General features: G+C 60.4%; 20 protein-coding genes and 4 tRNA genes. 17 read left to right on the plus strand and 7 right to left on the minus strand.

Going from position 1 to position 24,958, the window contains the following annotated elements:
* Window positions 1–154: 154 nt before the first annotated feature.
* Both V7S54_RS19180 and prfB read left to right on the plus strand, forming a co-directional pair.
* A complete protein-coding gene (locus tag V7S54_RS19180; RefSeq protein ID WP_336408674.1) occupies window positions 155–2,608 on the plus strand; it encodes a penicillin-binding protein 1A in 2,454 nt (817 codons plus the stop codon).
* Window positions 2,609–2,704: 96 nt separating this feature from the next.
* A protein-coding gene (prfB, locus tag V7S54_RS19185) for a peptide chain release factor 2 (protein WP_141679406.1) occupies window positions 2,705–3,836 on the plus strand; the annotation gives its coding sequence in 2 pieces (ribosomal slippage) (window positions 2,705–2,773 and window positions 2,775–3,836; 1,131 coding nt in all).
* 166 nt (window positions 3,837–4,002) lie between these two features.
* Here the strand turns inward: prfB and V7S54_RS19190 are convergent.
* Window positions 4,003–4,491, minus strand: coding sequence for a hypothetical protein (locus V7S54_RS19190; protein WP_065374640.1), 489 nt, complete (start codon window positions 4,489–4,491; stop codon window positions 4,003–4,005).
* A 207-nt stretch (window positions 4,492–4,698) separates the two neighbouring features.
* Window positions 4,699–5,472 carry an NAD kinase gene (locus V7S54_RS19195; RefSeq protein WP_065374641.1) on the minus strand — a complete coding sequence of 258 codons (774 nt, stop codon included), beginning with the start codon at window positions 5,470–5,472 and terminating at the stop codon, window positions 4,699–4,701.
* A 157-nt stretch (window positions 5,473–5,629) separates the two neighbouring features.
* Between V7S54_RS19195 and V7S54_RS19200 the strand changes: the two genes are divergently transcribed.
* Window positions 5,630–5,705 (plus strand) — tRNA-Thr (locus V7S54_RS19200).
* Between the two features lie 204 nt (window positions 5,706–5,909).
* Here the strand turns inward: V7S54_RS19200 and V7S54_RS19205 are convergent.
* Window positions 5,910–6,851, minus strand: coding sequence for a LysR family transcriptional regulator (locus V7S54_RS19205; RefSeq protein WP_058321462.1), 942 nt, complete (start codon window positions 6,849–6,851; stop codon window positions 5,910–5,912).
* A gap of 138 nt (window positions 6,852–6,989) precedes the next feature.
* Here V7S54_RS19205 and V7S54_RS19210 point away from each other — a divergent pair, with 138 nt between their 5' ends.
* Entirely contained in the window at window positions 6,990–7,610 is a 621-nt protein-coding gene (locus tag V7S54_RS19210) for an FMN-dependent NADH-azoreductase (RefSeq protein WP_057252254.1), read from the plus strand.
* A 160-nt stretch (window positions 7,611–7,770) separates the two neighbouring features.
* Window positions 7,771–8,022 carry a hypothetical protein gene (locus V7S54_RS19215; protein WP_176707566.1) on the plus strand — a complete coding sequence of 84 codons (252 nt, stop codon included), beginning with the start codon at window positions 7,771–7,773 and terminating at the stop codon, window positions 8,020–8,022.
* Here V7S54_RS19215 and V7S54_RS19220 read toward each other — a convergent pair.
* Window positions 8,012–8,728 (minus strand): AprI/Inh family metalloprotease inhibitor, encoded by a 717-nt coding sequence (locus V7S54_RS19220; RefSeq protein WP_234793025.1) that lies wholly within the window; start codon window positions 8,726–8,728, stop codon window positions 8,012–8,014. The two genes, V7S54_RS19215 and V7S54_RS19220, sit on opposite strands and share 11 nt — an antisense overlap.
* Before the next feature lie 132 nt (window positions 8,729–8,860).
* Window positions 8,861–9,736, minus strand: a complete 876-nt coding sequence (locus tag V7S54_RS19225; protein WP_065374643.1) for a TrmH family RNA methyltransferase — start codon at window positions 9,734–9,736, stop codon at window positions 8,861–8,863.
* 218 nt (window positions 9,737–9,954) lie between these two features.
* Between V7S54_RS19225 and V7S54_RS19230 the strand changes: the two genes are divergently transcribed.
* The 3 genes from V7S54_RS19230 (at window position 9,955) to tuf (ending at window position 11,586) form a co-directional block, all read left to right on the plus strand.
* Window positions 9,955–10,039: transfer RNA gene (locus tag V7S54_RS19230), tRNA-Tyr, on the plus strand.
* Window positions 10,040–10,062: 23 nt separating this feature from the next.
* Window positions 10,063–10,136, plus strand: a tRNA-Gly gene (locus V7S54_RS19235).
* Window positions 10,137–10,410: 274 nt separating this feature from the next.
* Entirely contained in the window at window positions 10,411–11,586 is a 1,176-nt protein-coding gene (gene tuf, locus V7S54_RS19240) for an elongation factor Tu (RefSeq protein WP_065374644.1), read from the plus strand.
* Window positions 11,587–11,601: 15 nt separating this feature from the next.
* On the opposite strand, the gene V7S54_RS19245 is transcribed toward tuf, so the two are convergent.
* Both V7S54_RS19245 and V7S54_RS19250 read right to left on the minus strand, forming a co-directional pair.
* On the minus strand, window positions 11,602–11,778 hold the full coding sequence (locus V7S54_RS19245; RefSeq protein ID WP_327078094.1) for a GrpB family protein: 177 nt from the start codon (window positions 11,776–11,778) through the stop codon (window positions 11,602–11,604).
* Window positions 11,771–12,136, minus strand: coding sequence for a GrpB family protein (locus V7S54_RS19250; protein ID WP_327078093.1), 366 nt, complete (start codon window positions 12,134–12,136; stop codon window positions 11,771–11,773). The genes V7S54_RS19245 and V7S54_RS19250 overlap by 8 nt, the downstream gene beginning before the upstream one ends.
* A 253-nt stretch (window positions 12,137–12,389) precedes the next feature.
* On the opposite strand from V7S54_RS19250, the gene V7S54_RS19255 reads away from it, so the two are divergent.
* The 9 genes from V7S54_RS19255 to rpoC all read left to right on the plus strand — a co-directional run bounded on the left by V7S54_RS19255 (window position 12,390) and on the right by rpoC (window position 24,840).
* A tRNA-Trp gene (locus tag V7S54_RS19255) sits at window positions 12,390–12,465 on the plus strand.
* A 197-nt stretch (window positions 12,466–12,662) separates the two neighbouring features.
* A complete protein-coding gene (gene secE / locus V7S54_RS19260) occupies window positions 12,663–12,863 on the plus strand; it encodes a preprotein translocase subunit SecE (protein WP_034795473.1) in 201 nt (66 codons plus the stop codon).
* Window positions 12,864–12,879: 16 nt separating this feature from the next.
* Complete coding sequence (gene nusG, locus V7S54_RS19265; protein ID WP_034795476.1) at window positions 12,880–13,410, plus strand: transcription termination/antitermination protein NusG; 531 nt, start codon at window positions 12,880–12,882, stop codon at window positions 13,408–13,410.
* A 207-nt stretch (window positions 13,411–13,617) separates the two neighbouring features.
* Window positions 13,618–14,049, plus strand: coding sequence for a 50S ribosomal protein L11 (gene rplK, locus V7S54_RS19270; RefSeq protein ID WP_043626293.1), 432 nt, complete (start codon window positions 13,618–13,620; stop codon window positions 14,047–14,049).
* 4 nt (window positions 14,050–14,053) lie between these two features.
* Window positions 14,054–14,752, plus strand: coding sequence for a 50S ribosomal protein L1 (gene rplA / locus V7S54_RS19275; protein ID WP_065376944.1), 699 nt, complete (start codon window positions 14,054–14,056; stop codon window positions 14,750–14,752).
* A gap of 331 nt (window positions 14,753–15,083) precedes the next feature.
* Window positions 15,084–15,602: a 50S ribosomal protein L10 gene (rplJ, locus tag V7S54_RS19280; RefSeq protein ID WP_057252170.1), complete on the plus strand. Its 519-nt coding sequence runs from the start codon at window positions 15,084–15,086 to the stop codon at window positions 15,600–15,602.
* Window positions 15,603–15,660: 58 nt separating this feature from the next.
* Window positions 15,661–16,044 (plus strand): 50S ribosomal protein L7/L12, encoded by a 384-nt coding sequence (gene rplL / locus V7S54_RS19285; RefSeq protein ID WP_057252171.1) that lies wholly within the window; start codon window positions 15,661–15,663, stop codon window positions 16,042–16,044.
* Window positions 16,045–16,311: 267 nt separating this feature from the next.
* Window positions 16,312–20,451: a DNA-directed RNA polymerase subunit beta gene (gene rpoB, locus V7S54_RS19290; RefSeq protein WP_336408675.1), complete on the plus strand. Its 4,140-nt coding sequence runs from the start codon at window positions 16,312–16,314 to the stop codon at window positions 20,449–20,451.
* Between the two features lie 183 nt (window positions 20,452–20,634).
* Complete coding sequence (gene rpoC / locus V7S54_RS19295; RefSeq protein WP_065376943.1) at window positions 20,635–24,840, plus strand: DNA-directed RNA polymerase subunit beta'; 4,206 nt, start codon at window positions 20,635–20,637, stop codon at window positions 24,838–24,840.
* Window positions 24,841–24,958: the final 118 nt, after the last annotated feature.

Raw genomic sequence — 24,958 nt, forward strand, 5'->3', positions numbered from 1 at the left:
ATGAGGAGCCGGACTAGCGGGTGGCTGCGATGCCAGACGATTTCTGACGGAAGAGTTTGGTCGGACCGACGCAATTAAGCCGGCGGGACAGAGCATGGACTGTCGCTCGGCGGTCCGGCAATTGAACGATAATTAAGGTACCGGTATCTGACTGATGATCAGGCTGATTGGATATTTCTTCGGGATTGGTGCGTTTCTGCTGCTTGGCGTGGCTGGAGCTGCGGCGCTTTATCTGGGCGTCGTCACCAAGGATCTACCTGACTACGAGGTGCTGGCGAAATATTCGCCGCCTGTAACGACTCGCTTTCATGCCGGCAACGGCGCCCTGATGGCGGAATACGCCCGCGAGCGGCGTCTCTATCTGCCGATCCAGGCGATTCCTGATCGCGTCAAGGCAGCCTTCATCTCGGCCGAAGACAAGAATTTCTATCAGCATCCGGGTGTCGATATCACCGGTCTCGCCCGCGCTATCGCGGTGAACCTGCAGAACTTCGGCTCCGGCCGTCGCCCGGTTGGCGCGTCGACGATCACGCAGCAGGTGGCAAAGAACTTCCTGCTGAGCTCGGACCAGACGATCGACCGCAAGGTCAAGGAAGCAATCCTTTCGTTCCGCATCGAGCAGGCCTACAGCAAGGACCGGATTCTCGAGCTCTATCTCAACGAGATCTTCTTCGGCCTGAATTCTTACGGTATTGCCGGTGCGGCGCTGACCTATTTCGACAAGTCGGTGACCGAACTTACCATTGCCGAGACCGCCTATCTCGCAGCGCTCCCGAAGGGACCGGCCAACTATCATCCGTACCGCAAGACCGAAGCCGCCATCGAACGCCGCAACTGGGTGATCGACCGCATGGTCGAGAACGGCTACGTGACCAAGGCCGACGGCGAAGAAGCCAAGAAGCAGCCGCTCGGGGTCAACCCGCGCCGCGGCGGCGCGCATCTCTTCGCGTCCGATTTCTTCGCCGAGGAAGTCCGCCGGCAGATCATTCAGAAATACGGCGACAACGCGCTCTATGAGGGTGGCCTGTCGGTTCGTACCTCGCTCGATCCGCGTCTGCAGATCGCGGCGCGCAAGGCGCTGCAGGCGGGGCTGCTGACCTACGACGAGCGCCGCGGCTTCCATGGTCCGGTGAAGTCGATCGAGATCGGTGGCGACTGGGGCGAGCCGCTTGGTGCCGTCGTTGCCTTCAGCGATGTGCCGGAGTGGAAGCTCGCCGTCGTTCTCTCCGTCGATGCGCAGGGCGCCGAGATCGGCATCCAGCCGGAGAAGGAAGCCTCAGGCAGGATCGTGGCCGAGCGCGTCACCGGACACATCTCCGCGAAGAACATGCAGTGGGCCTACCGTTCCGCGACTGGCGACCGCAAGTCGGCGAAGTCACCCGAAGGCGTCTTCGGTGCGGGCGATGTCGTCTACGTCGAGCCGCTCGCCGAAAAGGGCGAATATCGCCTGCGTCAGCCGCCGAAGGTGCAGGGCGGCCTGGTCGCCATGGACCCAAAGACCGGCCGTGTTCTGGCGATGGTCGGCGGCTTCTCCTATGGCCAGTCGGAATTCAACCGCGCGACGCAGGCGATGCGCCAGCCGGGTTCGTCCTTCAAGCCCTTCGTATACGCCGCAGCACTCGACAACGGCTACACGCCGGCATCGGTCATTCTCGACGCCCCGATCGAAATCGTTGCGGGCGGTCAGGTCTGGCGTCCTGAAAACTATGGCGGCGGCTCGGCCGGTCCGTCGACGCTGCGCCTCGGCATCGAGAAGTCGCGCAACCTGATGACGGTTCGCCTTGCCAACGACATGGGCATGAACCTGGTCGCCGAATATGCCGAACGCTTCGGCATCTACGACAAGATGCCGCCGCTGCTCGCGATGTCGCTGGGCTCCGGCGAAACGACGGTTCTGCGCATGGTCTCGGCCTATTCGGTGCTCGCCAACGGCGGCAAGCAGATCAAGCCGTCGCTGATCGACCGTATTCAGGACCGCTACGGCAAGACGATCTTCCGGCATGAGGATCGCACCTGCGACAACTGCAATGCGGGCGATTGGCAGAGCCAGGAAGAACCTGTCCTGACCGACAATCGCGAGCAGGTGCTCGACCCCATGACCTCCTATCAGATCACGTCGATGATGGAGGGCGTGGTGCTGCGCGGCACGGCCGCCGGCAAGATCCAGCTCGATCGTCCCGTTGCCGGCAAGACCGGCACGACCAATGACGAAAAGGACGCCTGGTTCGTCGGCTATACGCCCGACATGGTTGCCGGCCTCTACCTCGGCTTCGACAATCCGGCCCCGCTCGGCCGCGGTGCCACCGGCGGCAGCCTCGCAGTGCCGATCTTCAACGACTTCATGCAGGAAGCCGTCAAGGACACCCGCCCGAGCAAGTTCGTTGTGCCCGAGGGCATGAACATGGTCGCCGTCAACCGCAAGACCGGCATGGCCGCCCAAGAGGGTGAGCCGGACACGATCATCGAGGCCTTCAAGCCCGGCACCGGCCCGGCCGACACCTTCTCGGTCATCGGCGGGCTCGATCAATACGTGCCGCCGGAAGAGATCCTGAAGAATTCGCCGCAGGCGAACCAGGCGGTGACCTCGGGCTCCAACGGTCTGTTCTGAGCCTTTCCCCTCTCGCGATGCCCGCCGCCTTTACATCAGCGGCGGGCATCGCTATTTGACGCTCACCTTCATATCGGGTTCACAAGAAGCAGGATCATGCGCAGCGAAATCGAGAACATTGTCGACGAAATCAAGCAGGCCATAAGCCTGCTGAGGAGGCATCTTTGACTGGGATCAGGCGGTAAGACGACTGGACTGGTTGAACAACAAGGCGGAAGATCCGACCTTGTGGAACGATGCTTCGGAAGCACAGAAGCTGATGCGCGAGCGCCAGCAGCTCGACGACGGCATCAATGGCTTGCGCCGCTTCGAGCAGCAGCTCAACGACAACATCGAACTCATCGAGCTCGGTGAGGAAGAGGGCGACGCGGCGATCATCGCGGATGCCGAACAGGCGCTGCGTGAACTGCGCAACGAAGCCGCCAAGAAGCAGGTCGAGGCTATGCTTTCTGGCGAGGCCGATCAGAACGACACCTATCTCGAAGTGCATTCCGGCGCCGGCGGCACCGAGAGCCAGGACTGGGCCAACATGCTGTTGCGCATGTACACCCGCTGGTCCGAGCGCCAGGGATACAAGGTCGAACTGATGGAAATTCAGGACGGCGAAGAGGCTGGCATCAAATCCGCCACTTTGCTCGTCAAGGGCCACAACGCCTATGGCTGGCTGAAGACCGAATCGGGCGTGCACCGCCTGGTGCGCATCTCCCCCTATGACAGCAACGCGCGCCGCCACACGTCGTTCTCGTCCATCTGGGTCTACCCCGTTGTCGATGACTCGATCCAGATCGACATCAACGAGAGCGACTGCCGCATCGACACCTATCGCTCGTCGGGCGCCGGCGGCCAGCACGTCAACACCACCGATTCGGCTGTCCGCATCACGCACATGCCGTCGGGCATTGTCGTGCAGTGCCAGCAGGAACGTTCGCAGCACAAGAACCGGGCCAAGGCCTGGGACATGCTGCGCGCCCGTCTCTACGAGTCCGAGCTGAAGAAGCGCGAAGAGGCGGCCAATGCCGAAGCGGCTTCGAAGACCGATATCGGCTGGGGCCACCAGATCCGCTCCTACGTGCTGCAGCCCTACCAGCTGGTCAAGGATCTGCGCACCGGCGTCGAAAGCACCGCACCGGGCGACGTTCTCGACGGCGAGCTCAACGAGTTCATGGAGGCGGCACTTGCTCACCGTGTCAGCGGTGGCGCGGATGCAGCCGTCGACGATTTGAACTAGAGCAATTCCAGGAAAAGTGCGAAACGGTTTTCCGTCCGGAATTGCGTATTTTCAAAGACTTAGATCACTTCAGTGTTTCGATGAAACAATGAAGTGATCTAAGCATCGCTGCGAGAGTTCTTGAATTGAAGAAGGCTGGGTGTTCGCATCCGGCCTTTTCTTTTGCTCAGTTCGAGGCGCGCTCGACCTTGATGTCGCCGAGATCATCGATGAGCACGGTCCAGGTCTCCGGTTCGCGGGCGGTCGGATCTGTCTTCAGATAGACGGTCGCGAACATGCCCGGCTGCGCGGTGACGCCGGTTGAGGTCTCCGGGCGAATGTCGGTGACATAGGCCTTGAGCGCCGAGAACTCTTCGAGCTCCGCCGAGGAAACCACCACCGGTCCGGCTGGCGTCGCTTCGATCTGCTGCAGATGGACCTGTGCGGTGCCATCCGTCTGGCGAAGCGCGATCAACTTGTAGTAACCGCGGCGGGCGTCGCTTTGCTTCTCGGCGGCCGCATTGGGGTCGAGTGATGAAAGCGGCGCTCCGCTTTCCTCCCAGTAGCCGGTGCTCGTGACAAACGTAGCCTGCGGCGGCACGACGTTGGCGTCCTCGGCCCTGGCGCCGGCGGTGCTCACGAACAGGAGGAGCGCGAGGAGGGCGGATCTTCGCATTGGGGATTGTCGTCCTTTCAAACCGCAGCTCCGCTGCTGCTTCGCTCCTACAGCGCCGCGCGTCTTATCAGACGCGCAAAGGTCGCTGTAGCACTTTGAATTGCTGCATGTTTTTTCCTTTAATCGGGTACGATTAAAGGAAACATGCAGTAGCCGTCGGAAAACGAGCCATGGAGGATCATAACATATCGCGCGGAGAACGTGCGTTCAGTTCGAAAATTGCTCGGCTAGGATGCGGTCCGACCAGGAATGATCGGGATCCGAGAGGATGCGCGCCGTCATGTTCTCCGATTCGGCGATCCGCACCTTGACCACCGACTTTACTTCCTGATGGTCCGCCACGGCGTTCACCGGCCGCTTGTCGGCTTCCAGGATCTCAATCTCGACCGTGACATGGTTCGGCAAGAGCGCGCCGCGCCAGCGGCGTGGACGGAAGGCACTGACCGGCGTCATGGCCAGAAGCGGTGCTTCGAGCGGCAGGATCGGGCCGTGAGCGGAGAGATTGTAGGCGGTGGAACCGGCTGGTGTCGCCACCAGCAGGCCGTCGCAGGTCAGCTCCTCGAGCCTTGTCTTCCCATCGATGAGGACGCGAAGCTTTGCAGCCTGATAGGACTGCCGGAAGAGGTAGACTTCGTTGATCGCAAGCGCCGTGAAGCTCTCGCCGTAGACGTCGGTCGTCTGCATCTCCAGCGGATGGAACGCGTTTTCGACTGCCTGGCAGATGCGGTCCGTCAGGTTCTCGGTGCTGTAGCGGTTCATCAGAAAGCCGACGGAGCCGCGGTTCATGCCGTAGACCAGCTTGCCGCTGTTCATGGTCTGGTGCAGCGTCTGCAGCATGAAGCCATCGCCGCCGAGCGCCACGATCACATCGGCCTTCGCCGGGTCGTTGTCACCATAGATCGCCTTGAGATCAGCCGCAGCCTTCTGTGCCTCCTCCGCGGGCGAGGCGAGAAAGGCGAAGGAATTGAACGTTCGGGCCATGAAATTCTAGTCCGCTCGATATGTTGCGCGCCGCTTGCGGCGATCTCTGTCCATCGTTTCTGGCATGGCCAGAAGCCGAACGCATCTGAAAAATTGGGAGAATTCGCAATTTTGCTTTACACCGGATGATATTATGGTAACTCCCACCAAAGTAAGTGCCCTTATAGCTCAGTTGGTAGAGCGGCTGATTTGTAATCAGTAGGTCGGGAGTTCGAGTCTCTCTGGGGGCACCACATCTGCCTTTCTCTGCTGAAATCGCCCATTTTTTGAAGCTTTAACCGCATTCGCATTTGATGTGGCTGCAGCACATCGTCACGCGGTCGCCCTCGGTGTCGAGATCGTCACGCCAGTGCAATTCGAGCAATGGTTCAAGATCCGCGACCCCGACGGCAATGTCTTGATGATTTGCCGGTGCTGAGCGGGACTGCCTCGCGATGTCAGATATCGAATGAGGGGGCCATGCGCATCGGAACCTCCCGGCATTTCTGCAGGGCGTTGAGAAGGTTTTCGGCGAGATAGTCGATCAGCGCCCGGGTTGCCGGCAGCATGCCCTGGCGAGACGGGAAGACGAGGTGGACGACGACGTCGTTCGAGGTCCATTCCGGCAGCACCGGCACGAGTACGCCAGCGCGGAAGGCGCGTTCGCAGATATGGTCCGGCAACAGTGCCACGCCCATGCCTTCGATTGCGGCGCGTTCGAGGATCAGGAAGTCGCTGCAGCCGATGATCGGACGATGGGAGATCTCCGTCGTGTTTCCGTCGGCTGAGACGAGCCGCCAGACGTCGGTCGGGTGTTGTTCGTTCATCGACAGCGTCGCCTGCTGGCTGAGGTTGTCGATGGTGATGTCGCCCGAGCGGGCAAGGAATGTCGGGCTGGCGGCGAGCCGCTCACGAACCTCGCCGAACTTGCGGATGATCAACTGATTGTCGGTATCGAGCTGGCCGCGGGCGCGAAGCGCCACATCAATCCGTTCCTCGATCAGATCGATGCGCCGGTTGGTGGCGGTGATCAGGAGCCGCACGCCGGGATAACGCCGGTGAAACGCCGGCAGGATATCCGCGAGCATCGGGGTGAAGCCGAGCGGGCAGGCGAGCCTGACTGTGCCCGAAGGTTCAGCCCGCACCGCCGCGATTTCGGCTTCGGCGGCCGCGACGCCGTCGAGCAGCCCCTGGCAATGTTCATAGAAAACCCGGCCGATATCGGTGACACGCAGCTTGCGGGTCGAGCGCTCCAGAAGGCGCACGCCGAGCTGCTCCTCGAGACGGGCCACATGTTTGCTGAGCTTGGATTTGGGTATATTGAGATCGCGTGCGGCGGCGCTGAAGCCATTGTTGCGCACGACGGCGGCAAAAAGCCCGAGATCGTTCAGATCCTGCATTTGTTCTGTCTCCGAGGTCCGGATGATTTGCCCGATTGTTTCCGTCTGGAAACAGTATGTCAAATATCCGCTGGCTTATCGGTCGATTGTTTTCCCCTCATATGTGGATCACCGCAACGCAAACACAAAGGTGTTCCCATGAACGTTCTTCATATCGACTCTGGTATCCTCGGTGATCACTCGGTTTCCCGTCGTCTGACGGCGGCACTCGCCGCTCAGATCAAGGCTGACCGCCCGGATGCCACCGTGACCTATCGCGACCTCGCTGCCAGCTCGCTCCCGCACCTGACCGGCGCCCAGATCATGGCCCCCGCCGATCTCGCAGGCGTGGATGCCGACCTCGCCGCCGACGTCAAGCTTGGCCGCGACATGCTCGAAGAATTCCTGGCGGCCGACACGGTCGTCATCGGTGCCCCGATGTACAACTTCGGCATCCCGAGCCAGCTGAAGGCCTGGATCGACCGCATCGCCGTCTCCGGCAAGACTTTCCGCTACACCGAAAATGGTCCGGAAGGCCTCGCCAAGGGCAAGAAGATCATCGTCGCCTCGACCCGTGGCGGTCACTACTCCGCCGGTCCGGCCGCCGTCATGGACCACCAGGAATCCTACCTGAAGACGGTCTTCGGCTTCCTGGGCGTCACAGATGTGGAATTTGTCCGTGCCGAAGGCCTCAACCTCAGCGCCGACTCCAAGCAGTTTGCGATTGCTGAGGCTGAAAAGACCATCGCGGAAGGCAACGTCCTTCGCCTGGCGAGCTAACATATAGGTTCAGCGGGTCACTGACGTGATCCGGTGGAGGGGCCCAGGCCCTGCGTGCGGACGGTGCCGGTTGCAAACGCAGCCGGCATTGTCCGTTTTGGGATTTCACAATCTGCTTTATAATGCATCGATGGTGGACCGGCGGACAATTCTGTTGGGCATGACCGCTGCGGTGGCTGCACTGCTCACCGCCGACGCGGCGCGCGCACACAATTGCACGTGCCGCAACCGCGACGGTTCGAAATATGAGCTCGGACAGATCGCCTGCCTAAGGGTCGACGGCAACGTCTATATGGCGCGCTGCGAAATGAACCTCAACGTCTCCACCTGGAAGAAGTTGCGCGACGGCTGCCCGACGGCGGCCGGCATGAGCACGCCGCTGAGTCCTACGGGGCAATTGGTCAGTTTCTGACGAGGAGCAGCGGCTTGCCGCCCTCATTGCGGTCTTTCTCGAAGCCGGAAGGTGTGGCGGTGAAGGCGAGCGAGCTGCCGTCTTCGCCGAGCAGGGTTATGCCAAGGCCGTTCGCCGTCCAGCTCTTCAGTTTCAATTTTCTGACGGCGCCATCGCATGGCTCTTCGACGGACAGTGCGAGACTGCCGTCACTGTCGGCAGTCTCCGCAAAGCGCACATGGCAGATGGCGGTTCCGTCGGGTCGTTTCATCTGCCACGCGCCTTTCATATTTGCCGACGCCGGCAGATGCGAGATGCCGTCCACCGCGGGTACGAGCGCCAGTCGAGGCCCGTCCTCGCCCTTCGTCAGGAGCGGGGATCCCTCGCTCTCTTCAAAGCGGGCGCGGACTTTTCGCAGGACGTCGATCAGCAACAGGCCGCCGCTCCCGTCGAAATTCCAGGCGGCGACGTCGGCAAGGGTTGGCAGGCTCTTGGCGCAACCCTCGGCTCCGGTAACCGCGTAGCCGCCGATCGCCTCATCGGCGGTGAGGGTGAGCTTGCATCCATCGGCACCATCGAGCGGCGCGACCAGATAGTCGCCCGTCTGCGCCGCGATGATCCCGGGATCGATGTCGCCCGCGGCGAAGGCGGTGAGTGGACCGAGGCAGGCTGCACTCAAGACCAGCAGCCGAAACATAGGAACGCGTGACGCAACAGCGACGACCATGGAGCTCTCCGATCCCAACGACGCGGAGATTTCCACAGGCACATTTTCGCGTCAATGCGCCGGCTCTTGCAGCAGTGTGGGGTGACGCCGCCGTCCGCTTGATCGCCACGGGCGGCCGGCTGTGCGTGGATGTCAGCGGTTCAGGAACTGACGCGCTGCGTACATGGCGATTGCTGCCGCATTCGATACGTTCAGCGACTTGATTGCACCCGGCATGTCGAGGCGAGCGAGGTCCGTCACGATCGAACGGGTCTTCTGCCGCAGTCCCTTGCCCTCGGAGCCGAGAACGAGCGCAATCTTCTCACCGCTGAATGTTCCTTCAAGCGGCTGCGGTCCTTCCGAATCGAGGCCGATCGTCTGGAAGCCCAGCCGGTGGAGTTCTTCGATGGCATCCGCAAGATTGGTGATCTGGATATAGGGAATCATTTCCAGCGCGCCCGAGGCGGATTTGGCGAGAACGCCCGATTCGGTCGGGCTGTGGCGCATGGTGGTGATCAGCGCACCGGCGTCGAAGGCGACGGCGGAACGCATGATGGCGCCGACATTGTGCGGATCGGTCACTTGGTCGAGCACCAGAATCAGCGGGCAGTCGCGAAGCGCTTCGAGCCTGCGATGCGGCAAGGGGCGCGTCTCGAGCATCACGCCTTGGTGGATCGCATCGGGGCCGAGGATCTTGTCCAGATCCTGTGGCGTTACCGTTTCGACCGGGAAGGGTAGGGCCGAAAGCTCGTCGAGCTCCAATCTTGCAGCGGCGTTCGCCGTCACGCTGAGGCGAACGACCTGGCGCGCCGGATTGTCGAGGGCGGCGCGAACCGTATGCAGGCCGTAGAGCAGAACCTGCTCGGGCGCGAGCTGCGGCGGCTTCCAGTCGGCCGGCGCCTTGCGGCGCTTCTCCTGTTTTGGCGTGGGGATTTCGCCACGTTCCCGCTTGGCGTCGCGGTGGGCGCGCCTGAGGTTGGCGTAATGGGTGTCCTTGGCGCTCTTGTCGCCGGTGCGATCTTTGCTCATGGGCGTCTTATAGAGGGGTTGCAGGCGTGGCGAAATGGTTTTCGATGCGTGGTCCGGAATTGTCGCTGTGGAGAAATTCGGAAATTTTCCACTGACCCGTGTTGACAGGAGGAAAGAGGGCGGTCATATACCCGGCCACAGATCGAGAGGCGGCAACGACGCGTCGCTGGTTGTCTCACGATCTCAATTGCTTGGTCGAAAGATCCCGACAGAATAATGGAGGGATGCCCGAGTGGTTAAAGGGGACGGACTGTAAATCCGTTGGCTCAGCCTACGTTGGTTCAAATCCAACTCCCTCCACCATTCTGCTTCTGGATCGAAGGCCCGCGGGTATAGCTCAATGGTAGAGCAGCAGCCTTCCAAGCTGAATACGCGGGTTCGATTCCCGCTACCCGCTCCAGCAGCGAACACTCTCCTTATTTGAAATTAATCCGACGGTTCAACGATTCGCAGTAAGCCATTGTTAGTCTTGCTTGCCTGGCGATCTGTGATTCGCGGATGCCTGCTCTTGTGCCGGCGTTTCACCGTTCTTACATATCGGCAGGAAAAGGCCGTCGGCGACCGGTCCGGGCGTACGCAATTAAGTCTTGCGCAAATCCCCTGAAACCCTTAAACGGCTCCACAAACCGGCCCTGCCGGCTGATCATTCATACTTGACCACAGGAAACGTACCCATGGCAAAGAGCAAATTTGAGCGCAACAAGCCGCACGTTAACATTGGCACGATTGGCCACGTTGACCATGGCAAGACGTCGCTGACCGCAGCGATCACGAAGTACTTCGGCGAGTTCAAGGCGTATGACCAGATCGACGCTGCGCCGGAAGAAAAGGCCCGTGGTATCACCATTTCGACGGCCCACGTTGAGTATGAGACGGCGAACCGTCACTACGCTCACGTTGATTGCCCCGGCCACGCCGACTACGTCAAGAACATGATCACCGGTGCTGCGCAGATGGACGGCGCGATCCTGGTTTGCTCGGCCGCTGACGGCCCGATGCCGCAGACCCGCGAGCACATCCTGCTCGCTCGCCAGGTTGGCGTTCCGGCAATCGTCGTGTTCCTCAACAAGGTCGACCAGGTTGACGACGCCGAGCTTCTCGAGCTCGTCGAGCTTGAAGTTCGCGAACTGCTGTCGTCCTACGAATTCCCGGGCGACGACATTCCGATCATCAAGGGCTCGGCGCTTGCTGCACTCGAAGATTCGGACAAGAAGATCGGCGAAGACGCGATCCGCGAGCTGATGGCTGCTGTTGACGCCTACATCCCGACGCCGGAGCGTCCGATCGACCAGCCGTTCCTGATGCCGATCGAAGACGTGTTCTCGATCTCGGGCCGTGGTACGGTTGTGACCGGTCGCGTTGAGCGCGGCATCGTCAAGGTCGGCGAAGAAGTTGAAATCGTCGGCATCCGCGACACGTCGAAGACGACGGTTACGGGCGTTGAAATGTTCCGCAAGCTGCTCGACCAGGGCCAGGCCGGCGACAACATCGGCGCGCTGATCCGTGGTGTTAACCGTGACGGCGTCGAGCGTGGCCAGATCCTGTGCAAGCCGGGTTCGGTCAAGCCGCACAAGAAGTTCATGGCTGAAGCCTACATCCTGACGAAGGAAGAAGGCGGCCGTCATACGCCGTTCTTCACGAACTACCGTCCGCAGTTCTACTTCCGCACGACGGACGTGACGGGCATCGTGACGCTGCCGGAAGGCACGGAAATGGTTATGCCGGGCGACAACGTCACCGTTGCCGTTGAGCTGATCGTTCCGATCGCGATGGAAGAAAAGCTGCGCTTCGCGATCCGCGAAGGCGGCCGTACCGTCGGCGCAGGCATCGTTGCCTCGATCGTCGAGTAATCTGCTGATTTCAGATCAGTAGAGAGGCCCCGCTGGCAACGGCGGGGCCTTTTTCGTTGCAGGAGCTGCCAGGACTTCGTCGATAAAGTCGCGCTTGCCGTGGGTGTAGATATCCCAATCGCCATTGGCGTCTGCGGCAAGCCGCTTTTTCAGCGTCTCGTATCGCTCGGCATAGTCTGGCCGTTCACGCAACTGGTCGCGGAAGAGGAGGCGCGCCGCATGGGCGGGGTTGCCGCTCCCTTACAGATAGAGGCGCGTGCCGTAAGGGCGCGCATCGGCGGAACGTCCAGAGATCGCCTGCGTGCGGATCGCCGTGAAAGGTGTAGCCGGTGCTGCGAAGGCGCGCGGTCAGTTCCGGCAATATCCTTAGATCCGAGACGACCACGTCAATGTCGATTTTCGGTTTCGCCGCCAATCCGGGCACCGCGGTGCTGCCGATGTGATGGATTTCGCGGGTGAAAGGTGAAAGCAGCATCGCGATTGCTGAGGCCCGTTCCTTAAAGAGCGACGGCCAGCAGGGATCATATTCGACCAGCACGATGCGCGACATATGATTCGGGTTCCGGGCAATTGCCGGCAGGATAGCGGATCCCTGGCCTCGGACGCTGTGGAAAATTACGGCAGGCTCCACAATGACTTGCGCCCATTCGTGACGCCGGAGACGGCAGGGCAGGGGGTTGTCGCATTTCGATGAGGATTTTTTCGCTTCTTCGGTGAAAGGTGCTTGTCATCCTCCGGCAAACTGAATATTAAGCCGCTGACTTGAGGCGGCGACACGTTGTTAGACGAAGGCGCAGCTGAATAGGGGTATAGCTCAGTTGGTAGAGCGGCGGTCTCCAAAACCGCAGGTCGGGGGTTCGAGCCCCTCTGCCCCTGCCATTTCTCTAGCGCTTGCATAAAGGCTGAGAGGTCGGCAGACTAGGTTTAAGGACCGGTTACCCGGTCGACGAAATTCACAAAAAAGACTGATTGGCTCTTGTGGTTTTTAGAATCGGTCTTTATGTAGGGTCCAAACAGACACGCGGTGCGTGGGGCTGAATCATCGGCTTTACGCGCCGTAATGGCGTGAGCATTACATGGCATCCAAAACGAATCCGGTAACGTTTCTGCAGCAGGTTCGCTCTGAGACGTCGAAAGTGACTTGGCCTTCTCGGCGCGAGACGATGATCTCGACGCTGATGGTTTTCGTCATGGTCTTTTTTGCCGCTGCCTTCTTCTTTGCTGCGGACCAGTTGATGGGTTGGGCGATCGGCCTCATCCTCAACGTTGGCGCTTGATTGGGTGGAGGGTAGTATGGCTGCGCGTTGGTATATTGTTCACGCCTATTCGAACTTCGAAAAGAAGGTCGCTGAATCGATCGAGGAAAAGGCCAAGCAGAAGGGTCTCGAGCATTTGTTCGAGAAGATTCTCGTGCCGACCGAGAAAGTCGTCGAAGTGCGTCGTGGCCGCAAGGTCGACGCCGAGCGCAAGTTCTTCCCGGGCTACGTTCTGGTTCGCGCCAATCTGACGGATGAGGCTTTCCATCTCATCAAGAATACGCCGAAGGTAACGGGTTTCCTCGGTACCGACAGCAAGCCGGTTCCGATTCCGGACCATGAGGCTGAGCGCATCCTTGGTCAGGTCCAGGATGGCGTCGAGCGTCCGAAGCCGTCGGTCTCGTTTGAGATCGGCGAGCAGGTCCGCGTTTCGGATGGTCCGTTCGCCTCGTTCAACGGCGTCGTTCAGGATGTCGACGAAGAGCGTTCGCGCCTCAAGGTCGAGGTTTCGATCTTCGGTCGCGCGACGCCGGTCGAGCTGGAATACGGTCAGGTCGAGAAGGTCTGAGAAGATCTCAAGAGATAGGGCGGGTTACGACCCGTTCTGGCGGAGAAATCCGCATGCGCGTGGAAGGGGAGCGACCTTAGCCGGGTCGGATCGTCCGTACCACGCAACCGCAGCCGCTGATCCCCGTGATCGGCAACAAGCCGGGCAACCGGCGTAACAGATCCCGGTGCGATCCGTCGCAAGGGGATTTCAGAAAGGCAGAGAGAAATGGCTAAGAAAGTTGCAGGCCAGCTCAAGCTGCAGGTGAAGGCTGGGTCGGCCAATCCGTCCCCGCCGATCGGTCCTGCGCTCGGTCAGCGTGGCATTAACATCATGGAATTCTGCAAGGCGTTCAATGCCGCTACGCAGGAAATGGAAAAGGGTATGCCGATCCCGGTCGTCATCACCTATTACCAGGACAAGTCCTTCACTTTCGTCATGAAGCAGCCGCCGGTCAGCTACTTCCTGAAGAAGGAAGCGAAGATCCAGTCCGGTTCGAAGACCCCCGGCAAGGGCGGTTCGGCCGGCAAGCTCACCAAGGCTCAGATCAAGTCGATCGCCGAAGCCAAGATGAAGGATCTCAATGCTGCCGATATCGAAGGCGCAATGGCCATGATCGAGGGCTCTGCCCGCGCTATGGGCCTGGAAGTGGTAGGCTAAGACCATGGCGAAGATTGCAAAGCGTGTACAGAAGTCCCGCGAGGGCGTCGATCCGACGAAGGTCTACGGCCTCACCGAGGCCGTCTCGATGGTCAAGGAACGTGCAACTGCCAAGTTCGACGAGACCATCGAAGTTGCGATGAACCTCGGCGTTGACCCGCGCCACGCCGACCAGATGGTTCGCGGCGTCGTCAACCTGCCGAACGGCACCGGCCGCTCGGTTCGCGTCGCCGTTTTTGCACGTGGCGCCAAGGCTGACGAAGCCAAGGCCGCCGGTGCTGACGTCGTTGGCGCGGAAGAGCTCGTCGAAATCGTTCAGGGCGGCAAGATCGATTTCGATCGCTGCATCGCCACCCCGGACATGATGCCGCTCGTCGGTCGCCTCGGTAAGGTTCTCGGCCCGCGTGGCATGATGCCGAACCCGAAGGTCGGCACGGTCACGATGGACGTCGCTGGTGCCGTCAAGGCATCCAAGGGCGGCGCCGTCGAGTTCCGCGTCGAAAAGGCCGGTATCGTTCACGCCGGCATCGGCAAGGCATCCTTCGATGCCAAGGCACTGGAAGAAAACATCCGTGCCTTCGCTGACGCAGTGATCAAGGCAAAGCCGACCGGCGCCAAGGGCAACTACGTCAAGCGCGTCGCTATTTCGTCGACCATGGGCCCAGGCCTCAAGATCGACCCGGCCACGCTCAGCGTCGCTTAATCGTTTTCGGGCTTCGGCCCGGTACCAAATTCCCGGCCTTTCGAGGCCGGGAATTCCGGACGTCAAGTCCGGAACTCCTGTCCGAGATTGCGGGTGGTTTTACCTTAATCACTTCGGCCTGCATGAGACGGGTAAGATCTGAATTTCACAATGGCGCCGGAGGCGTCGAAATTCGGTTCGAACCTCGCTTGCCTTGTGTCAGACCCGGCTCTTCCGGGAACGCCAAGGGACAGGATCCTTAAGCGTTACGTGGGATCGAGCTCGATCTCGGGTGACAAAGGCAAACCCGGCGGGGCTGCAGTATTGCAACCCTGCCTACTGGAGACAGACAGTGGAAAGAGCGGAAAAACGCGAATTCGTCACGGAGCTGAACGAAGTCTTCAAGGCTTCCGGTTCGGTTGTCGTGGCCCACTATGCTGGTGTCACAGTTGCGCAGATGAACGACTTCCGTTCGAAGATGCGCGCTGCTGGCGGCACCGTCAAAGTCGCGAAAAACCGCCTGGCCAAGATCGCTCTTCAGGGCACCGAGTCGGAAGGGATGAGCAATCTCTTCAAGGGTCAGACGCTGATCGCATACAGCGAAGACCCGATCACGGCTCCTAAGGTCGTCATGGATTTCGCCAAGACCAACGACAAGCTCGTTGTTCTCGGTGGCGCCATGGGCACAACCACGCTCAACGCCGAAGCAGTCAAGTCGCTCGCGACCCTGCCTTCGCTGGACGAGCTGCGCGCAAAGCTGCTGGGCCTTCTCAATGCCCCGGCAACCCGCGTCGCAACGGTTGTTGCAGCACCGGCAAGCCAGCTTGCTCGCGTGTTCTCGGCCTATGCCAAGAAGGACGAAGCCGCCTAAGGCGGATTTTCGCTGTTGTATTTAAAACCAGTTCGAACCGAACAAAAGGAAAAGTAAAATGGCTGATCTCGCAAAGATCGTTGAAGACCTCTCCTCGCTGACCGTTCTGGAAGCTGCTGAGCTTTCCAAGCTGCTCGAAGAGAAGTGGGGCGTTTCGGCTGCTGCTCCGGTAGCTGTTGCTGTTGCTGGCGGCGCTGCCGGCGGTGCTGCTGCTGCTGCTGAAGAAGAAAAGACCGAATTTGACGTTATCCTCGTTGACGCTGGCGCCAACAAGATCAACGTCATCAAGGAAGTCCGCGCCATCACCGGTCTCGGCCTCAAGGAAGCCAAGGACCTGGTCGAAGGCGCTCCGAAGCCGGTCAAGGAAGCAGTTTCCAAGGCTGAAGCTGCTGACCTCAAGAAGAAGCTCGAAGACGCTGGCGCCAAGGTTGACGTCAAGTAATTCGGCTACATGCAAGGGGAGGTGGCCTTTTCAGGCCGCCTCTCTTTGACCGTTTTTAGAACATATTACCCAAAAGCCTGTCGAAAAACGGCTTTTGGGTAATGGGTTCTTCAAGAGGATGGTCTCGAACGGAAGGCAGCACAGCAATCCGCGCTGAGCGTTTTCCATTCGCTGGACGAGATTGAACTACTCATTGATTGATGGGGTCGACTGGCCATCGGTTCCCGTCCGTTGCAGGCCCGGATGCAAGATTGACAAGGAGCGACGATGGCTCAGACCCTTTCGTTTAACGGTCGCAGGCGCGTACGCAAGTTTTTTGGTAAAATTCCAGAAGTCGCAGAAATGCCGAACCTCATCGAGGTTCAGAAGGCATCCTACGACCAGTTTTTGATGGTTGAAGAGCCCAAGGGCGGTCGCCCTGACGAGGGGCTCCAAGCTGTTTTCAAGTCCGTTTTCCCGATCAAGGATTTCTCGGGCGCATCGATGCTGGAGTTCGTTTCCTACGAATTCGAGCCGCCGAAGTTCGACGTCGAGGAATGCCGTCAGCGCGATCTGACCTACGCAGCGCCGCTTAAGGTGACGCTGCGCCTCATCGTATTCGATATCGACGAGGATACCGGCGCGAAGTCGATCAAGGACATCAAGGAACAGAACGTCTACATGGGCGACATGCCGCTCATGACCGACAACGGTACCTTCATCGTCAATGGTACCGAGCGCGTTATCGTTTCGCAGATGCACCGGTCGCCGGGCGTGTTCTTTGACCACGACAAGGGCAAGAGCCATTCGTCGGGCAAGCTGCTCTTCGCAGCACGCGTCATTCCTTACCGCGGTTCCTGGCTCGACATCGAGTTCGACGCCAAGGACATCGTGCATGCCCGTATCGACCGCCGCCGCAAGATTCCGGTGTCGTCGCTGCTGATGGCGCTCGGCATGGACGGCGAGGAAATCCTCGACACCTTCTACACGAAGTCGCTTTACCAGCGCGACGGCGAAGGCTGGCGCGTGCCGTTCCAGCCGGATGCCCTGAAGGGTCAGAAGGCCATCACCGAGATGGTCGACGCCGACACCGGTGAAGTGGTCGTTGAAGCTGGCAAGAAGCTGACCCCGCGTCTGCTTCGTCAGTTGCAGGACAAGGGTCTGAAGGCGCTCAAGGCGACCAATGATGACCTCTACGGCAACTATCTTGCCGAAGACGTCGTCAACTTCGCAACCGGTGAAATCTACCTCGAAGCAGGCGACGAGATCGACGAGAAGACGCTTCCCGTCATTCTGTCGGCCGGCTTCGACGAAATCCCGGTTCTCGACATCGACCATATCAATGTCGGCGCGTACATCCGCAACACGCTGACCGTAGACAAGAACGAGAACCGTCAGGACGCTCTGTTCGATATCTACCGCGTGATGCGTCCGGGCGAGCCGCCGACCATGGATTCCGCGGAAGCCATGTTCAACACGCTGTTCTTCGACGCCGAGCGCTACGACCTCTCGGCCGTCGGCCGCGTCAAGATGAACATGCGCCTCGACCTTGAAGTTGCGGATACCGTCCGTATCCTGCGCAAGGAAGACATCCTGGCTGTCGTCAAGATGCTCGTCGAACTGCGCGACGGTAAGGGCGAAATCGACGACATCGACAACCTCGGCAACCGCCGTGTTCGTTCGGTCGGCGAGTTGATGGAAAACCAGTACCGCCTTGGTCTGCTCCGCATGGAGCGCGCGATCAAGGAACGTATGTCGTCGATTGAAATCGACACCGTCATGCCGCAGGATCTGATCAACGCCAAGCCGGCTGCCGCAGCCGTCCGCGAATTCTTCGGCTCCTCGCAGCTGTCGCAGTTCATGGACCAGGTGAACCCGCTTTCGGAAATCACCCACAAGCGCCGTCTTTCGGCACTTGGCCCGGGTGGTCTGACCCGCGAGCGCGCCGGCTTCGAAGTCCGCGACGTTCACCCGACGCACTACGGCCGTATTTGCCCGATCGAAACGCCGGAAGGCCCGAACATCGGTCTGATCAACTCGCTTGCGACCTTTGCTCGCGTCAACAAGTACGGCTTCATCGAAAGCCCGTACCGCAAGATCGTTGACGGCAAGGTGACGAACAACGTCGTCTATCTCTCGGCGATGGAAGAAGCGAAGTATCACGTCGCCCAGGCAAACTCGGTTCTTGAGAGCGACGGTTCGTTCTCGGAAGAATTCGTCGTTTGCCGTCACGCCGGCGAAGTTATGCTGGCTCCGCGCGACAACATCAACCTGATGGACGTTTCGCCGAAGCAGCTCGTTTCGGTCGCCGCGGCGCTCATCCCGTTCCTTGAGAACGACGACGCCAACCGCGCACTGATGGGCTCGAACATGCAGCGTCAGGCCGTGCCTCTGCTGCGCGCCGAAGCGCCGTTTGTTGGTACCGGCATGGAGCCGGTCGTTGCCCGTGACTCCGGCGCAGCAATCGCGGCCCGTCGTGGCGGCGTCGTCGACCAGGTTGACGCGACCCGTATCGTTATCCGCGCCACCGAAGACCTCGATCCGTCGAAGTCGGGCGTCGATATCTATCGTCTGCAGAAGTTCCAGCGTTCGAACCAGAACACCTGCGTCAACCAGCGCCCGCTGGTTACCGTCGGTGACGTTCTGAACAAGGGCGACATCATCGCCGACGGTCCGTCGACCGACCTCGGTGACCTGGCGCTCGGCCGCAACGCGCTCGTCGCGTTCATGCCGTGGAACGGCTACAACTACGAAGACTCGATCCTGCTCTCCGAGCGGATCGTGCGCGACGACGTGTTCACCTCCATCCACATCGAAGAATTCGAAGTGATGGCGCGTGACACGAAGCTGGGTCCGGAAGAAATCACCCGCGACATTCCGAACGTTTCGGAAGAAGCGCTGCGCAATCTCGACGAAGCCGGTATTGTTTATATCGGTGCAGAGGTTCAGCCGGGTGACATCCTCGTCGGCAAGATCACGCCGAAGGGCGAAAGCCCGATGACGCCGGAAGAAAAGCTTCTGCGCGCCATCTTCGGTGAAAAGGCCTCCGACGTTCGCGACACCTCGATGCGCATGCCCCCGGGCACCTTCGGTACCGTCGTCGAAGTTCGCGTCTTCAACCGCCACGGCGTTGAGAAGGACGAGCGCGCGATGGCGATCGAGCGCGAGGAAATCGAACGCCTCGCCAAGGACCGCGACGACGAACAGGCGATCCTCGATCGTAACGTCTACGCACGTCTCGTCGACATGCTGCGTGGCCACACGGCCGTTGCCGGCCCGAAGGGCTTCAAGAAGGGCACCGAGCTTTCGAACCTCGTCGTCAGCGAATACCCCCGCTCGCAGTGGTGGATGTTCGCCGTCGAGGATGAAAAGGCTCAGGGCGAAATTGAAGCTCTGCGTGCCCAGTACGACGAATCCAAGTCGCGCCTTGAACAGCGCTTCATGGACAAGGTCGAGAAGGTCCAGCGCGGCGACGAAATGCCTCCGGGCGTCATGAAGATGGTCAAGGTCTTCGTCGCTGTGAAGCGCAAGATCCAGCCGGGCGACAAGATGGCCGGCCGTCACGGCAACAAGGGTGTCGTGTCGCGTATCGTGCCGATCGAAGACATGCCGTTCCTGGAAGACGGCACGCATGTCGACGTCGTTCTGAACCCGCTCGGCGTGCCTTCGCGCATGAACGTCGGCCAGATCCTCGAAACCCATCTTGGCTGGGCTTGCGCCGGCATGGGCAAGAAGATCGGCGCGATGCTTGATGCCTATAAGGCAGGCGCCGACATCCAGCCGCTGCGCGACACCATCGACAGCGTCATCGGGTCGGGCCCGAAGGGCGAGCCGATCAAGCAGTACGACGACGAGTCGATCGTGCGCCTGGCCGAGCAGACCCGTCGCGGCGTTTCGATCGCAACGCCGGTCTTCGACGGTGCTGTCGAAGCCGACGTCAACGAGATGCTGGAGCAGGCGGGCCTGAAGGTAACCGGCCAGTCGACGCTTTACGACGGCCGTACCGGCGATCAGTTCGACCGTCAGGTGACCGTGGGCTACATCTATATGTTGAAGCTCAACCACCTGGTCGACGACAAGATCCACGCCCGTTCGATCGGTCCATACTCGCTCGTCACCCAGCAGCCGCTGGGCGGTAAGGCGCAGTTCGGCGGTCAGCGCTTCGGGGAAATGGAGGTCTGGGCGCTGGAAGCTTACGGCGCAGCCTACACCCTGCAGGAAATGTTGACGGTGAAGTCGGACGACGTTGCCGGTCGTACCAAGGTCTACGAAGCGATCGTCCGTGGCGACGATACTTTCGAAGCGGGCATTCCGGAGAGCTTCAACGTTCTCGTCAAGGAAATGCGCTCGCTGGGCCTTTCGGTCGAGCTCGAAAACTCGAAGGTCGACGAGGCTGGCGCGGCACAGTTGCCGGACGCAGCCGAGTAAAGAGACCCAAGGTGCGTGCCGCGATGCGGCGCGCACCGTTTCCGCCTGAAGACGCTGACGTCTTCGGCAGGAACAGAGCCGCAGCCAATGCGGTTTTAGCTGTTTAAGGGGCAGGGGCCGGCGCCCGGGATTTGTCGGCACCCTCGCCAAGCTCAGGGCGTAAAGCCCGTAAAGGAGACAGGCATGAACCAAGAGGTCATGAATCTTTTCAATCCGCAGGTGCCTGCACAGACCTTCGATTCCATCCGGATTTCGATCGCCTCGCCGGAGAAGATTCTTTCCTGGTCTTACGGTGAGATCAAGAAGCCGGAGACGATCAACTACCGCACGTTCAAGCCGGAACGCGATGGTCTTTTCTGCGCGCGCATCTTTGGCCCGATCAAGGACTACGAGTGCCTGTGCGGCAAGTACAAGCGCATGAAGTACAAGGGCATCATCTGCGAAAAGTGCGGCGTCGAAGTTACGCTGTCGCGCGTTCGCCGTGAGCGCATGGGCCATATCGAGCTCGCCGCTCCGGTTGCTCATATCTGGTTCCTGAAGTCGCTGCCGAGCCGTATTTCCACGCTGCTCGACATGACGCTGAAGGATGTCGAGCGCGTTCTTTACTTCGAAAACTACATCGTCACCGAGCCGGGTCTGACGTCGCTGAAGGAAAACCAGCTCCTCAGCGAAGAAGACTACATGCTCGCCGTCGATGAGTTCGGCGAAGATCAGTTCACCGCCATGATCGGCGCTGAAGCGATCTACGAAATGCTCGCTTCGATGAATCTGGAGAAGATCGCTGGCGATCTGCGCGCTGAGCTCGCGGAGACGACCTCGGATCTGAAGCAGAAGAAGCTGATGAAGCGCCTGAAGATCGTCGAGAACTTCATGGATTCCGGCAACCGTCCGGAATGGATGATCATGAAGGTCGTCCCCGTGATCCCGCCGGACCTGCGCCCGCTCGTACCGCTCGATGGCGGTCGTTTCGCGACGTCGGATCTGAACGATCTCTATCGCCGCGTCATCAACCGTAACAACCGTCTGAAGCGCCTGATCGAACTGCGTGCTCCGGGCATCATCATCCGCAACGAAAAGCGCATGCTGCAGGAATCTGTCGATGCGCTGTTCGACAACGGCCGTCGTGGCCGCGTCATCACCGGTGCCAACAAGCGTCCGCTGAAGTCGTTGTCCGACATGCTGAAGGGCAAGCAGGGCCGCTTCCGTCAGAACCTGCTCGGCAAGCGCGTCGACTATTCCGGCCGCTCGGTTATCGTGACCGGTCCGGAACTGAAGCTGCACCAGTGCGGTCTTCCGAAGAAGATGGCGCTCGAGTTGTTCAAGCCGTTCATCTACGCCCGCCTCGACGCCAAGGGTTACTCCTCGACCGTCAAGCAGGCCAAGAAGCTCGTTGAAAAGGAAAAGCCGGAAGTCTGGGATATCCTCGACGAGGTCATCCGCGAGCATCCGGTTCTGCTGAACCGCGCGCCGACGCTGCACCGCCTGGGCATCCAGGCCTTCGAACCGACCCTGGTCGAAGGCAAGGCGATCCAGCTGCATCCGCTCGTCTGCACGGCCTTCAATGCCGACTTCGACGGTGACCAGATGGCCGTTCACGTGCCGCTGTCGCTCGAAGCCCAGCTCGAAGCACGCGTGCTGATGATGTCGACGAACAACATTCTGCACCCGGCAAACGGCGCGCCGATCATCGTTCCGTCGCAGGACATGGTTCTCGGTCTCTACTACTTGTCGATCCTGAACCAGAACGAGCCGGGCGAAGGCATGGCGTTCTCGGACATGGGCGAGTTGCACCACGCGCTCGAAACCAAGGCCGTGACCCTGCATGCCAAGATCCGTGGTCGCTTCAAGACCGTCGATGCCGAGGGCAACCCGGTTTCGAAGATCTATGAAACCACGCCTGGCCGCATGATCATCGGCGAGCTGCTGCCGCGCAACGTCAACGTGCCGTTCGACATCTGCAACCAGGAAATGACCAAGAAGAACATCTCCAAGATGATCGACGCGGTCTACCGTCACTGCGGCCAGAAGGACACGGTTATCTTCTGCGACCGCATCATGCAGCTCGGCTTTGCCCATGCCTGCCGCGCCGGCATTTCCTTCGGCAAGGACGACATGGTCATCCCGGACACCAAGGTGAAGATCGTCGGCGACACTGAAGCGCTCGTGAAGGAATACGAGCAGCAGTACAACGACGGCCTCATCACCCAGGGCGAAAAGTACAACAAGGTTGTCGACGCCTGGGGCAAGGCGACCGAAAAGGTCGCCGACGAAATGATGGCCCGCATTAAGGCGGTGGAGTTCGACGAAAACGGTCGTCAGAAGCCGATGAACTCGATCTACATGATGTCGCATTCGGGCGCCCGTGGTTCTCCGAACCAGATGCGTCAGCTGGGCGGCATGCGCGGCCTGATGGCCAAGCCGTCGGGTGAAATCATCGAGACGCCGATCATCTCGAACTTCAAGGAAGGCCTCACCGTTAACGAGTACTTCAACTCGACCCACGGTGCCCGTAAGGGTCTGGCCGATACCGCCTTGAAGACCGCGAACTCCGGTTACCTGACCCGCCGTCTCGTCGACGTCGCGCAAGATTGCATCGTCAACTCCGTCGATTGCGGCACCGAAAACGGTCTCACGATGACGGCGATCGTCGACGCCGGTCAGGTTGTGGCCTCGCTTGGCGCTCGTATTCTTGGCCGTACGGCTCTGGACGACATCGATCACCCGGTCACGGGCGCTCGCATCGTCGATGCCGGCCGGATGATCCTGGAACCCGACGTCATCGAGATCGAGAAGGCTGGTATCCAGTCGATCCGCATCCGTTCGGCGCTGACCTGCGAAATCCAGACGGGCGTTTGCGGCGTCTGCTACGGCCGCGACCTGGCTCGTGGTACGCCGGTCAACATGGGCGAAGCGGTTGGCGTTATCGCTGCACAGTCGATCGGTGAACCGGGCACCCAGCTCACCATGCGTACCTTCCACCTTGGTGGTACGGCGACCGTGGTCGACCAGTCGTTCCTGGAAGCGTCCTACGAAGGTACGGTCCAGATCAAGAACCGCAACATGCTGCGCAACTCGGACGGCGTTCTCGTCGCGATGGGCCGTAACATGGCGGTCCAGATCCTGGACGAGCGTGGCGTCGAGCGTTCGTCGCAGCGTGTTGCCTATGGTTCGAAGATCCTCGTCGACGATGGCGACAAGGTGAAGCGCGGCCAGCGTCTCGCCGAGTGGGACCCCTACACCCGTCCGATGATGACGGAAGTAGAAGGTACCGTTCACTTCGAAGACGTCGTCGACGGCATCTCGGTGCTCGAAGCGACCGACGAGTCGACCGGTATCACCAAGCGCCAGGTTATCGACTGGCGTTCGACCCCGCGTGGTACGGACCTCAAGCCGGCGATCGTCATCAAGGACAAGAACGGCGCAGTTGCCAAGCTGTCGCGCGGCGGCGAAGCCCGCTTCTTGCTCTCGGTCGACGCGATCCTCTCGGTCGAACCCGGCCAAAAGGTCAGCCAGGGTGACGTTCTCGCCCGTTCGCCGCTCGAAAGCGCCAAGACCAAGGACATCACCGGTGGTCTGCCGCGTGTTGCCGAACTGTTCGAAGCCCGTCGTCCGAAGGATCACGCCATCATCGCTGAGATCGATGGCACCGTTCGCTTCGGCCGCGACTACAAGAACAAGCGTCGCGTTCTGATCGAGCCGGCGGAAGACGGTGTCGAGCCGGTCGAGTACCTGATCCCGAAGGGCAAGCCCTTCCATCTTCAGGATGGCGACTACATCGAAAAGGGCGACTACATCCTCGACGGCAACCCGGCGCCGCACGACATCTTGGCGATCAAGGGCGTGGAAGCACTTGCTTCCTACCTGGTCAACGAAATCCAGGAAGTCTACCGACTGCAGGGCGTTGTCATCAACGACAAGCACATCGAAGTCATCGTTCGCCAGATGCTGCAGAAGGTGGAAATCACCGATGCAGGCGACTCGACCTACATCGTCGGTGACAATGTCGACCGGATCGAGCTTGAAGACGTCAACGACGGCCTGATCGAACAGGGCAAGAAGCCGGCATACGGCGATCCGGTCCTGCTCGGCATCACCAAGGCGTCGCTGCAGACCCCGTCCTTCATCTCGGCGGCTTCGTTCCAGGAAACCACCAAGGTCCTGACCGAAGCGGCGATCGCTGGTAAGACGGACGGCCTGCAGGGCCTGAAGGAAAACGTCATTGTCGGACGTCTGATCCCGGCCGGTACCGGTGGCACGATGACCCAGATCCGCCGCATCGCAACTGCGCGCGACGAGATGATCCTGGAAGAACGTCGTCGTGGCACGGGTGCCGAGGCAGCAACGCCAATGCTTGCCGATCTCGCCAACGAGAACGCTGCAGCCGAATAAGCGGGGCGGGCGGGTTCCGCCCTCTGACCCAAACAAAGAAGAAGCCGCCGAGAGCGATCTCGGCGGCTTCTTCTTTTGGGCGGTCGCCCCGCGCGGCAACGGCGAGGGCGAAGGTCGC

The sequence above is a fragment of the Ensifer sp. CCNWLY38 genome (assembly GCF_037120565.1).
GTDB lineage: Bacteria > Pseudomonadota > Alphaproteobacteria > Rhizobiales > Rhizobiaceae > Ensifer > Ensifer adhaerens_H.